At 61.8% G+C, this 12,732-nt stretch carries 9 protein-coding genes; 5 read left to right on the top strand and 4 right to left on the bottom strand.

Translation table 11 applies throughout. From position 1 onward, the window contains the following. Positions 1 to 39: 39 nt before the first annotated feature. Entirely contained in the window at positions 40 to 2,490 is a 2,451-nt protein-coding gene (locus tag TZ03_RS17880; protein ID WP_051099542.1) for a glycogen/starch/alpha-glucan phosphorylase, read from the bottom strand. 185 nt (positions 2,491 to 2,675) lie between these two features. Between TZ03_RS17880 and TZ03_RS17885 the strand changes: the two genes are divergently transcribed. Further along, a complete protein-coding gene (locus TZ03_RS17885) occupies positions 2,676 to 3,080 on the top strand; it encodes a YkgJ family cysteine cluster protein (protein ID WP_049870388.1) in 405 nt (134 codons plus the stop codon). A gap of 182 nt (positions 3,081 to 3,262) precedes the next feature. On the opposite strand, the gene typA is transcribed toward TZ03_RS17885, so the two are convergent. Together typA and thiI are read right to left on the bottom strand one after the other, a co-directional pair. Further along, on the bottom strand, positions 3,263 to 5,083 hold the full coding sequence (gene typA / locus TZ03_RS17890; protein ID WP_016712460.1) for a translational GTPase TypA: 1,821 nt from the start codon (positions 5,081 to 5,083) through the stop codon (positions 3,263 to 3,265). Positions 5,084 to 5,210: 127 nt separating this feature from the next. After that, complete coding sequence (thiI, locus tag TZ03_RS17895; protein ID WP_051099543.1) at positions 5,211 to 6,665, bottom strand: tRNA uracil 4-sulfurtransferase ThiI; 1,455 nt, start codon at positions 6,663 to 6,665, stop codon at positions 5,211 to 5,213. A gap of 470 nt (positions 6,666 to 7,135) precedes the next feature. Between thiI and glnA the strand changes: the two genes are divergently transcribed. From glnA to ntrC, 3 genes are all read left to right on the top strand, one after another. Next, complete coding sequence (gene glnA / locus TZ03_RS17900; protein ID WP_051099544.1) at positions 7,136 to 8,542, top strand: type I glutamate--ammonia ligase; 1,407 nt, start codon at positions 7,136 to 7,138, stop codon at positions 8,540 to 8,542. Between the two features lie 354 nt (positions 8,543 to 8,896). Beyond that, positions 8,897 to 9,982, top strand: coding sequence for a nitrogen regulation protein NR(II) (gene glnL, locus TZ03_RS17905; RefSeq protein WP_025340937.1), 1,086 nt, complete (start codon positions 8,897 to 8,899; stop codon positions 9,980 to 9,982). Beyond that, complete coding sequence (gene ntrC, locus TZ03_RS17910; RefSeq protein ID WP_051099545.1) at positions 9,979 to 11,415, top strand: nitrogen regulation protein NR(I); 1,437 nt, start codon at positions 9,979 to 9,981, stop codon at positions 11,413 to 11,415. The genes glnL and ntrC overlap by 4 nt, the downstream gene beginning before the upstream one ends. Before the next feature lie 401 nt (positions 11,416 to 11,816). Here the strand turns inward: ntrC and TZ03_RS17915 are convergent, their stop codons facing one another. Next, positions 11,817 to 12,254, bottom strand: a complete 438-nt coding sequence (locus tag TZ03_RS17915) for a hypothetical protein (RefSeq protein WP_051099546.1) — start codon at positions 12,252 to 12,254, stop codon at positions 11,817 to 11,819. Between TZ03_RS17915 and trmL the strand changes: the two genes are divergently transcribed. Continuing rightward, entirely contained in the window at positions 12,253 to 12,714 is a 462-nt protein-coding gene (gene trmL / locus TZ03_RS17920) for a tRNA (uridine(34)/cytosine(34)/5-carboxymethylaminomethyluridine(34)-2'-O)-methyltransferase TrmL (RefSeq protein ID WP_013974580.1), read from the top strand. The two genes, TZ03_RS17915 and trmL, sit on opposite strands and share 2 nt — an antisense overlap. The last annotated feature ends 18 nt before the right edge of the window (positions 12,715 to 12,732 follow it).

Raw genomic sequence — 12,732 nt, forward strand, 5'->3', positions numbered from 1 at the left:
GAGCGGGCGTGCCCGCGAAAGGGCCAGCACAGGCTTGCTTCAATCCAGCGCCTTCCAGATCTCGCTGGCATATTCCCGAATGGTCCGGTCCGAGGAGAACCAGCCCATCCGCGCGGTATTCAACACCGCCATGCGCCACCACTCCTGCGGCGTGTGCCACAACTCCTCGACCCGGCACTGGGCATCCCAGTAGGCATCGAAGTCGGCACACACCAGGAAGCGGTCATGGGCCACCAGCCCGTCGATGAGCGCGGTGTAGCGTGAAGGGTCATCCGGCGAGAACACACCGCTGCGGATGACCTGCAGCACGTCGCTCAACCGGCTGGACGCTGCAATCGCCGCACTGGCACCGAAGTCCCCGGCCTTGCGCCGCGCTTCTACCTGCTGCGCCGTGAGGCCGAAGATGAACATGTTGTCGGCCCCCACCTGCTCGCACATCTCCACGTTGGCGCCATCCAGGGTGCCGATGGTCAGCGCGCCGTTCAGGCCGAACTTCATGTTGCTGGTCCCGGACGCTTCGTAACCCGCGGTGGATATCTGCTCGGACAGGTCCGCCGCCGGAATGATGCTCTCGGCCAGGCTGACGTTGTAGTTGGGCAGGAACACCACCTTCAGCAAACCGCGCACGGTCGGGTCGTTGTTCACTACCCGGGCGATGTCGTTGGCCAGCTTGATGATCAACTTGGCCTGGTGGTAACTGGCTGCGGCCTTGCCGGCGAAGATCTTCACCCGTGGCACCCAATTGGTGCCTGGGTCGTTACGCATGGCCTGGTACAGCGCCACGGTATGCAGCAGGTTGAGCAACTGGCGCTTGTACTCGTGAATGCGCTTGACCTGTACGTCGAACAGCGCCTCGGGGTTGACCGTGACGCCTAGGCGGTCCTGGATGATGCTGGCCAGGGCGCGCTTGCTGTGCAGGCGCTGGGCGGCAAAGGCCTTGCGGAAGCTGCCCTTCTCGGCGAACGGCACCAGGCTGCTCAGGCGGCCTTCCGGGTCGTCCAGCAGCTCGGCGCCCAGCGCCTCGACCAGCATCGCCGTCAGTTGCGGGTTGGCCTGGTACAGCCAGCGGCGGAAGGTAATGCCGTTGGTCTTGTTGTTGATACGCTGCGGGTAGAGCTTGTGCAGCTCGGAGAACACCGTGCTTTTCATCAACTTGCTGTGCAGCGCCGAAACACCGTTGACACTGTGCGAGCCAAGGAACGCCAGGTTGCCCATGCGCACCCGGCGGCCGTTGTCTTCCTCGATCAACGACACCGCGCGCAGCACGTCGAAATCGTGCAGGCCTTTGGCCCGCAACGCGTCGATGTGATAGGCATTGATCAGGTAGATGATCTGCATGTGCCGCGGCAGCATGCGCTCCATCAGCGCTACCGGCCAGGTTTCCAGGGCCTCGGGCAACAGCGTGTGGTTGGTGTAGGCGAGCGTGCCGACGGTCAGCTCCCAAGCCTTTTCCCAAGGCACTTCATGCTGATCCACCAGCAACCGCATCAGCTCCGCCACGGCAATCGAAGGGTGGGTGTCGTTGAGCTGGATGGCCGCCGCCTCGGGCAGGTTGAGCAGGTCTTTGTGCATGTTCAGGTGGCGGCGCAGCAAGTCTTGCAGCGAAGCCGACACAAAGAAGTATTCCTGGCGCAGGCGCAGTTCCTGCCCGGCCTCGGTACTGTCGGCCGGGTACAGCACCCGCGAAATACTCTCGGCCCGCGCCACCTCGGCCACGGCCCCCAGGTGGTCCCCCGCATTGAAGCGCTCCAGGTGCAGCTCTTCCAGCGCCCGCGCACGCCACAGGCGCAGGGTGTTGACGCTGGCCCCGCGCCAGCCGACCACCGGTGTGTCGTAGGCCACCGCCCGCACCGTTTCGCCCGGCCACCACACCTGACGCTGGTCGCCGTGGCTATTGTGCACCGTTTCGACGCTGCCACCAAAGCTGATCGGGTAGATCACCTCAGCACGCTCGAACTCCCAGGGGTTGCCGAAGTCCAGCCAGTTCTCGGTCTGCTCCTGCTGCCAGCCATCGACCACCGCCTGACGGAACAAGCCATGTTCATAGCGGATACCATAGCCGTGGGCGGCAATGCCCAGGGTCGACATACTCTCCATGAAACACGCCGCCAGGCGGCCCAGGCCGCCATTGCCCAGCGCGGCATCGGGTTCGAGCAGGCGAATGCGCTCCAGGTCCACGTCCAGCCCTTCCAGGGCATCACGGGCGATGTCCAGCAACCCCAGGTTGCTCAGGCTGTCGTACAGCAAACGCCCGATGAGGAATTCGAGGGAGAGGTAATAGACCCGCTTCTGGCTGCGGCGGTAGGCCTGGCGGGTGTGGTCCATCCAGTGATCGACCATGTGATCGCGCGCGGCCAGGGCAATGGCCTCGAACCAGTCGTGGTCGAAGGCATGCTCCGGGTCCTTGCCAACCGCGTAGGTCAGCTTGTCCAGTACAGCGGCGCGAAATTCGGCCACCTCGGCGTCACGAGCTTTGGGTTCCTGGGACATGCGGCATCCTCTGGCAAGTTGACGAAAGCGGAGGGAGATTTTTGAGACTAGACCCTTCGACAGGGAGTGGAAGTTACGGTTCGCAGTTTTCATGCCCACTCTGCGATTCCGGCAAAAGGTTGTTCACAATTTGAACAACTCCGGTATGATCGCGCGCCCCAAGACCGTGATCCACCCCTATAAAGATGAAAACGACCCTGATCGCCGCCGCCGAAGTCGACCGCCTGGAGACTTGGCAGCGCTATGCCAGCCATATGTGCCATGGCTGCCATTCAACCTGCTGCACCCTGCCGGTGGAGGTGAAGATCAAGGATCTGATCCGTATCGGCGTGGTCGACGAGTTCGAGAAAGACGAACCGCCGAAGAACGTGGCCAAGCGCCTGCAAAAAGAAGGCATCATCGAACGCTTCAACCAGAAGTCGGGAATCTTCACCCTGACCCGGATGAGCAACGATGATTGCATGTACCTGGATCGTAAGAGCCGGCTGTGCACCATTTATGACAAGCGCCCGGATACGTGCCGCAACCACCCCAAGGTCGGGCCGCGGCCGGGGTATTGTGCTTACAAGCCGAAGGTGGTTGGGCGCTAAGCGTTAGCCTTCAAGGGCCTCTTCGCGGGCTTGCCCGCTCCCACAGGATCTCCACAACATTCAAGACCTGTGCAGTACCTGTGGGAGCGGGCAAGCCCGCGAAGGGGCCAATGCAAACCCAGCAGGCAAAAAAACGCCCCCGGCCTTTCGACCGGGGGCGTTTTCATTCAGCCTGAGCTAACTCAGTTCTTGGCTTTCTTGGCTGCGCGGGTACGCTCGCCTTCGTCCAGGATCTTCTTGCGCAGGCGGATCGACTTAGGAGTCACTTCGCACAGCTCGTCGTCCTGGATGAATTCCAGGGCCTGTTCCAGGGTGTGACGAACCGGCGGTACCAGGGCGATGACTTCGTCCTTGCCCGAAGCACGCATGTTGTCGAGCTTCTTGCCTTTGGTCGGGTTCACGCCCAGGTCGTTGTCGCGGCTGTTCAGGCCGATAATCTGACCGTTGTAGATCTCCTGGCCGTGCTCGACGAACAGCTTGCCGCGCGCCTGCAGGGTTTCCAGGGAGTAGGTCAGCGCCTTGCCAGTCTCGACCGAAACCAGTACACCGTTGAGGCGGCCGGACATCTGGCCCGACTTCATGGTGTCGTAGCGATCGAAGATCGAGGTCAGGATACCTGCACCGTTGGTCAGGGTCAGGAACTGGTTACGGAAACCGATCAGACCACGGGCTGGAATGTTGTATTCCAGGCGAACACGGCCCTTGCCATCCGGCACCATGTTGGTCAGGTCGCCCTTACGCAGGCCCATCTCTTCCATGACCTTGCCCTGGGATTCTTCAGGGATGTCGATGGTGACGTTCTCGAACGGTTCCTGCTTGACGCCGTCGACTTCGCGGATGATCACTTCAGGACGACCTACAGCCATCTCAAAGCCTTCACGACGCATGGTTTCGATCAGTACCGACAGGTGCAGTTCGCCACGGCCCGATACCTTGAACTTGTCAGGGGAATCGGTTTCCTGAACGCGCAGGGCAACGTTGTACAGCAGCTCTTTGTCCAGACGGTCCTTGATGTTGCGGCTGGTGACGAACTTGCCTTCCTTGCCGCAGAACGGCGAGTCGTTGACCTGGAAGGTCATCGAAACGGTCGGCTCGTCAACGGTCAGCGGCTTCATCGCTTCGACCGCATCCGGGGCGCACAGGGTGTCGGAGATGAACAGCTCGTCGAAACCGCTGATGCAGACGATGTCGCCAGCCTGGGCTTCTTCGACGTCGACGCGGTGCAGGCCGTGGTGGCCCATCAGCTTCAGGATACGGCCGTTACGCTTCTTGCCGTTGGTGTCGATGGCGACAACCGGGGTGTTCGGCTTGACGCGACCACGGGCAATACGGCCAACGCCGATAACACCGAGGAAGCTGTTGTAGTCCAGTGCGGAGATCTGCATCTGGAACGGGCCGTCACGGTCAACCGAAGGTGCAGGCACGTTGTCGACGATCGACTGGTACAGCGCAGTCATGTCCTCGCCCATTTCGGTGTGGTCCAGGCCGGCAATGCCGTTCAGGGCCGAGGCGTAGACGACTTTGAAGTCCAGCTGTTCGTCGGTGGCACCGAGGTTGTCGAACAGGTCGAAGATCTGGTCCAGAACCCAGTCAGGACGCGCACCTGGGCGGTCAACCTTGTTGATCACCACGATCGGCTTCAGGCCAGCTTCGAACGCTTTCTTGGTCACGAAGCGGGTTTGTGGCATCGGGCCGTCTTGTGCGTCGACCAGCAGCAGCACGGAGTCGACCATCGACATCACGCGCTCTACCTCGCCACCGAAGTCGGCGTGGCCGGGGGTGTCGACGATGTTGATGTGGTAGCCGTTCCAGTTGATGGCGGTGTTTTTCGCCAGGATGGTAATGCCGCGCTCTTTTTCCTGGTCGTTGGAGTCCATCACGCGCTCGTCGTTGAGCTCGTTACGCTCCAGGGTGCCGGACTGGCGCAGGAGTTTGTCGACCAGGGTGGTTTTACCATGGTCAACGTGGGCGATGATGGCGATGTTACGCAGATTTTCGATCACAAGTGTATCTCGATCAGAGGATTCGGTTGCCGCCAGTGTAGGCGGCGAATATGTACGGTTTGAGGCTCAGCGGGCCCGATGGTCGGGAGGGCGATGGCGGATGCTGCCGCCATACAGCCCTGGCGTCTTATGCCGGACGATAAACACGCACATTGGCATGTCCCTCACTGAGCAGGTGGTGTGCGTGCAAACGGCTCATCACACCTTTGTCGCAATACAGCAAGTACTGGCGGTTGGCGTCCAGTTGCTTGAACTTGCTGTTGATGGCGTAGAACGGCATTACCTGGACTTCGACGCCCTCGATCACCAGGGGTTCGTCCTCCTGGGCATCGGGGTGACGAATGTCGATGACGATCTGGCCGGGCAGCGCCTCGGTCACTTCCTCGATTTCGACATCCTTGCCCAGTTCGTCGATCACATGGTCGATGGAGATCAGCTTGGCACGTTCCAGGGCGCGCTCCAGCACGGCCATGTCGAACTGCTTCTCTTCATGCTCCATGCGGTGACGCTTGGCGTGGGTGGTCGGGTTTACCGAGATCACGCCGCAATATTCTGGCATGTGCTTGGCGAAATCGGCGGTGCCGATCGTGTAGGCCTGGTCGATGATGTCCTGCTTGTGGCTGGCCAGTAACGGGCGCAGCACCAGCTTGTCGGTGGCCGAGTCGATGATCGCCAGGTTCGGCAGGGTCTGGCTGGACACCTGGGAAATCGCCTCGCCGGTGACCAGCGCGTCGATCTCCAGGCGGTCGGCCATGTGCGCGGCAGCGCGCAGCATCATGCGCTTGAGAGTCACGCCCATGTAGCTGTTGTCGACCTTGTTGAGGATCTCGCCGACCACTTCTTCGAACGGCACGCTGATGAACAGCACGCGCTGGCTGCTGCCGTACTTCTTCCACAGGTAGTGGGCCACTTCCATCACGCCCAGTTCGTGGGCGCGGCCGCCGAGGTTGAAGAAGCAGAAGTGGGTCATCAGGCCGCGGCGCATCATCTGATAGGCCGCCACGGTGGAGTCGAAGCCGCCGGACATCAACACCAGGGTCTGCTCCAGGGCGCCCAGCGGATAACCGCCGATGCCCTGGTGCTGGTTGTGGATCACGTACAGGCGCTGGTCGCGGATTTCGATGCGCACCAGCACTTCGGGGTGCTTCAGCTCGATGCCGGCGGCACCGCACTGCTGGCGCAGCTGGCTGCCGACGTAGCGGTCGACATCCATCGAGGTGAAGTCGTGGTGGCCACCGCGCTTGCAGCGCACGGCGAAGTGCTTGCCGGGCAGCAGGTGGCCGAAGTGGTGCTTGCACTTGGCGACGATATCGTCGAAGTCACCCAGCGGGTATTCCTCTACCTGCAGGAAGTGGGTGATACCCGGGGTGCAGGTGAGGCGCTCGATCATCTCGCGCTGGACTTTCTCGTCTTCGACGCGGGTGACCACTTCGAGGTTGTCCCAGACACCATCGACCGCGAGCTCAGGGTCGAGGTCCTTGAGCACGTTGCGGATGTTCTTGCCGAGCTGGCGGATGAAGCGCTTGCGCACCGGCCGGCTCTTGATGGTGATTTCTGGGAAGACTTTGACGATAAGTTTCATTGGTTAACAGCGCGCGCAGGGCCTGCCGAAAATGAGGGGCGCGAATTATAGCGGAAATTGCTCAGGATTTGACCAACTTTTGTACAGAAGGTCGGATTTATATTGCCTGTACCGGCCTCATCGCCGGCAAGCCAGCTCTCACAGGCCATCCACAGCCCTCAAGACCTGCGCTCTACCTGTGGGAGCTGGCTTGCCGGCGATGAGGCCCTCAAAGAAAGCACACAATTCACCCAATGCACCTTATTGGTGCGCCCATACTGAAAATCGCATCGTAAGGGTGCACTTTTCCCCGCCAGCCCACCGCCAAATGCCCGCAAACGCCTCCTTTTATCCCCCGCTCGCCATTTTCGGGCACTGGCATGCAATTTGCTCCCTTGTGAGGCAGGTAAGCTTGGCCGACTATCCGCGCCCGGCAACACCCTTTTTCCAGGGCAGCGGCCCACCGCGCTCTAGACCATCCGGAGGACAACATGTCGAAGTCGGTTCAACTCATCAAAGATCATGACGTCAAGTGGATTGATCTGCGTTTCACGGACACCAAAGGCATTCAGCATCACGTGACCATGCCCGCGCGTGACGCTCTGGACGAAGACTTCTTCGAAGTCGGCAAGATGTTCGACGGTTCCTCCATCGCTGGCTGGAAAGGCATCGAAGCCTCCGACATGATCCTGATGCCGGTCGACGACACTGCCGTACTGGACCCGTTCACCGAAGAGCCGACCCTGATCCTCACCTGCGACATCGTCGACCCGTCGAGCATGCAAGGCTACGATCGCGACCCACGCGGGATCGCCAAGCGCGCCGAAGAGTACCTGAAGAGCACCGGCATCGGTGACACCGTGTTCGCAGGCCCGGAGCCTGAGTTCTTCATCTTCGACGAAGTGAAGTTCCAGTCGGACATCTCCGGTTCGATGTTCAAGATCTTCTCCGAGCAAGGCTCGTGGATGACCGGCGCTGACGTGGAAGGCGGCAACAAAGGCCACCGTCCTGGCGTGAAAGGCGGCTACTTCCCGGTCCCGCCGTTCGACCACGACCACGAAATCCGTACTGCCATGTGCAACGCACTGGAAGAAATGGGCCAGACCGTCGAAGTTCACCACCACGAAGTGGCGACAGCCGGCCAGAACGAAATCGGCGTCAAGTTCAACACCCTGGTGAAGAAGGCTGACGAAGTACAGGCGCTGAAATACGTCGTGCACAACGTTGCCGACGCCTACGGCCGTACCGCCACCTTCATGCCGAAGCCGCTGTACGGCGACAACGGCTCGGGCATGCACGTGCACATGTCGATCTGGAAAGACGGCAAGAACACCTTCGCAGGTGAAGGCTATGCCGGCCTGTCCGACACTGCCCTGTACTTCATCGGCGGTATCATCAAGCACGGCAAGGCCCTGAACGGCTTCACCAACCCGTCGACCAACTCCTACAAGCGTCTGGTCCCAGGCTTCGAAGCCCCGGTAATGCTGGCCTACTCGGCTCGCAACCGTTCCGCCTCGATCCGTATTCCTTACGTCGGCAGCCCGAAAGCCCGTCGTATCGAAGCACGCTTCCCGGACCCATCGGCCAACCCGTACCTGGCCTTCGCGGCCCTGCTGATGGCTGGCCTGGACGGCATCCAGAACAAGATCCACCCAGGCGATGCTGCCGACAAGAACCTGTACGACCTGCCACCAGAAGAGGCCAAGGACATCCCGCAAGTATGCGGCAGCCTGAAAGAAGCCCTGGAAGAGCTGGACAAAGGCCGTGCGTTCCTGACCAAGGGCGGCGTGTTCTCCGACGACTTCATCGATGCCTTCATCGAGCTGAAGAGCGAAGAAGAGATCAAGGTCCGTACCTTCGTGCACCCGCTGGAATACGAGCTGTACTACAGCTGCTGATCTGATCGGCGCCTGGCGCCGATGACATCATCGAGACGGCCTCCTTCGGGAGGCCGTTTTCGTTTCTGCGTCACACAGTAACCCTACCCGCCACGCTATGCTCTAACTTGGTGCACGATTAAGCGGCACGCCCCTATTTGCTCCCCAATCTGGTTCAAGTGAAACGCTTCATCCAGAGTTTCTGATCCGAATTCGCGCAGATCCAGGCCTTTATCGGCAAATCCCGCTTCTTTTCGGAGCTTTGGTTTGTTTCTTGCATTTTTTGTAGAAAGACTCGCATCAGCGGACCCACCCCGCGCCCGGCCCTGACCACACCAGTGCCAGGCAAGCGCCAAAAGAGGTCAACGACGCCTTATGACCATCAGCGATGCACAGCACCGTCTGCTTCTGGACAACCTGACCACCGCCACGCTGCTGCTCAATGCCGAGTTGCGCCTGGAGTACATGAACCCGGCCGCGGAAATGCTGCTGGCGGTCAGTGGCCAGCGCAGCCATGGGCAATTCATCAGCGAGTTGTTCACCGAATCGACCGAAGCGCTCAGCTCGTTGCGCCAGGCGGTCGAGCAGGCGCATCCGTTCACCAAGCGTGAAGCGCAGCTCACTTCGCTGACCGGGCAGACCATCACCGTCGACTACGCGGTAACGCCGATCCTGCACCAGGGCCAGACCCTGCTGCTGCTGGAGGTGCACCCACGTGACCGGCTGCTGCGCATCACCAAGGAAGAGGCCCAGCTGAGCAAGCAGGAAACCACCAAGATGCTGGTGCGCGGCCTGGCCCACGAAATCAAGAACCCGCTCGGTGGCATCCGCGGCGCAGCCCAGCTTCTGGCCCGCGAGTTGCCCGAAGAAGGCCTGCGCGACTACACCAACGTGATCATCGAAGAGGCCGACCGCCTGCGCAACCTGGTCGACCGCATGCTCGGCTCGAACAAGCTGCCGTCGCTGGCCATGACTAACATCCATGAAGTGCTGGAGCGGGTGTGCAGCCTGGTCGAGGCCGAAAGCCAGGGCTGCATCACTTTGGTGCGCGATTACGACCCCAGCCTGCCGGACGTGCTGATCGACCGCGAACAGATGATCCAGGCCGTGCTCAACATCGTGCGCAACGCCATGCAGGCGATCAGCTCGCAGAACGAGCTGCGCCTGGGCCGCATCACCCTGCGCAGCCGCGCCCTGCGCCAGTTCACCATCGGCCATGTGCGTCATCGCCTGGTGGCGCGGGTAGAGATCATCGACAACGGCCCGGGCATTCCGCCGGAACTGCAGGACACCCTCTTCTATCCCATGGTCAGCGGCCGCCCGGACGGTACCGGGCTGGGCCTGGCCATCACTCAGAACATCATCAGCCAGCACCAGGGCCTGATCGAGTGTGAAAGCCATGCAGGCCACACCGCCTTCTCGATCTACCTGCCCCTGGAACAAGGAGCCACCGCCTCATGAGCCGAAGTGAAACCGTATGGATCGTCGACGATGATCGCTCCATCCGCTGGGTCCTGGAAAAAGCCCTGCAACAGGAAGGCATGACCACCCAGAGCTTCGACAGCGCAGACGGTGTCATGGGCCGCCTGGCACGCCAGCAGCCGGATGTGATCATTTCCGACATCCGCATGCCCGGCACCAGCGGCCTCGACCTGCTGGCACAGATCCGCGAGCAGCACCCGCGCCTGCCGGTCATCATCATGACCGCCCATTCCGACCTGGACAGCGCCGTGGCCTCGTACCAGGGCGGTGCCTTCGAATACCTGCCCAAGCCGTTCGACGTGGACGAGGCGGTTTCGCTGGTCAAGCGCGCCAACCAGCACGCCCAGGAGCAGCAGGGGCTGGATGTGCCGCAGAGCCTGGCGCGCACGCCGGAAATCATCGGTGAAGCACCGGCGATGCAGGAGGTGTTCCGTGCCATCGGTCGCCTCAGCCACTCCAATATCACCGTGCTGATCAACGGTGAGTCCGGTACCGGCAAGGAGCTGGTAGCCCATGCCCTGCACCGCCACAGCCCACGCGCGGCGTCACCGTTCATTGCCCTGAACATGGCCGCCATCCCCAAGGACCTGATGGAGTCCGAGCTGTTCGGCCACGAAAAAGGCGCCTTCACTGGCGCTGCCAACCTGCGCCGGGGCCGCTTCGAGCAGGCCGATGGCGGTACCTTGTTCCTCGACGAGATCGGTGACATGCCCGCCGACACCCAAACCCGCCTGCTGCGGGTGCTGGCCGATGGCGAGTTCTACCGCGTCGGCGGCCACGTGCCGGTCAAGGTCGACGTGCGCATCATTGCCGCCACCCACCAGAACCTGGAGTCGCTGGTGCAGGCTGGCAAGTTCCGCGAAGACTTGTTCCACCGCCTCAACGTGATCCGCATCCACATCCCGAGGCTGGCCGACCGCCGCGAAGACATCCCTGCCCTCGCCCGCCACTTCCTCGCCCGCGCCGCTCAGGAGCTGGCAGTCGAGCCGAAGATCCTCAAGCCGGAAACCGAAGAGTTCATCCGCAACCTGCCCTGGCCGGGCAACGTGCGGCAGATGGAGAACACCTGCCGCTGGATCACCGTGATGGCCTCCAGCCGCGAGGTGCTGATTGGCGACCTGCCGCCAGAACTGCTGAACCTGCCACAGGACGCCGCACCGGTGACCAACTGGGAGCAGGCGCTGCGCCAGTGGGCCGACCAGGCATTGGCGCGTGGGCAGTCGAACCTGCTGGACAGTGCGGTGCCGAGCTTTGAGCGGATCATGATCGAGACGGCGCTCAAGCACACCGCCGGGCGGCGGCGGGATGCGGCGCTGCTGCTGGGTTGGGGGCGCAATACCCTGACGCGCAAGATCAAGGAACTGGGGATGAATGTGGCTGGGGGAGATGAAGAGGAAGGTGATGAGCACTGATTAAGCGTTTCGCCTGCCAGACCCCTGGGGCTGCTTTGCAGCCCATCGCAGGCAAGCCAGCTCCCACAGGTACCGCGCAAATCCTGAAATCTGCGCGGTACCTGTGGGAGCTGGCTTGCCTGCGATGGGCCGCAAAGCGGCCCCAACCATTTCAGCCTCCCGATGCACCGATCCTGTGCCCGATGCACCTCACAAAGGCACAAATCCCCTCAAAACCCGGCCAAATCCCCCTGAAAGCCCAATATCCACGGGCTTTGCAAAACTGGCACGCCCCCTGCAATAGCTAATACATCTCCAGTTTCGGGGTCCTCGGTACAGGCAGGCCGGGAAAACCCCTCTTTTATTCGCGACATCGCCCGTTTTGGGGACCCTGGTACAGGCAGGCCGGGATATCCCCTCTTTTATTCGTGCAGTTTCACCTGCACCCGCCAGCGCCCAGCGTCCTTTGCACCCATCCATTCGCCGTGCAAGGGGCGCGCGGCCACCACCGTCAGCAACAAACCTTCTTCGCTCTTGCGCACGCGCCAGCTGACCGGCTTGCCCTGCAAGCTCAGTTGCCCATGCTGGGCCTTGCCCTGGGCCTGGAACAACAGCGCGACCGTACCTTCCACGTGCTCGCCATGCAGCTGGGGCTCTTCGTTGAACCACAGGTCCAGGCCATCCTGCACCACCTCCACCTGCTGCAGCTCACGCTCGTCGGGCGCGGTCAGGCGGCCGATCATCAGCCCGACCATCAAGCCGACAATCGCCAACGACAGCATCACCCGAGGGAACGCCTTCGAACGCACGTCCGGTTCAGGGGTAGAATGCCCGTCATCTTCACGCTTGGAGCCGTGCATGTTTCACGTCATCCTCTTTCAACCAGAAATTCCGCCGAATACCGGCAACATCATTCGCCTGTGCGCCAACAGCGGCTGCGACCTGCACCTGATCGAACCCATCAGCTTCGAACTGGATGACAAGCGCCTGCGTCGTGCGGGGCTGGATTACCACGAGTATGCCACGCTCAAGCGCCACGAGAGCCTGGCCGGATGCCTGGAAAGCCTGGGCAACCCGCGGCTGTTCGCCTTTACCACCAAGGGCTCGCACCCGTTCCACGAAGTGGCCTACCAGCCCGGCGATGCCTTCCTGTTCGGGCCCGAGAGCCGTGGGCTACCGGCCGAAGTGCTGGACAGCCTGCCGGCCGAACAACGCCTGCGCCTGCCGATGCGGCCGGGGTGCCGTAGCCTGAACCTGTCCAATACCGTGGCGGTGACGGTGTATGAGGCGTGGCGGCAGAATGGGTTTGCCGGGAGTTGATCTCTAACCTGACCCGGC

The sequence above is a fragment of the Pseudomonas sp. 10-1B genome, assembly GCF_000935045.1.
GTDB lineage: Bacteria > Pseudomonadota > Gammaproteobacteria > Pseudomonadales > Pseudomonadaceae > Aquipseudomonas.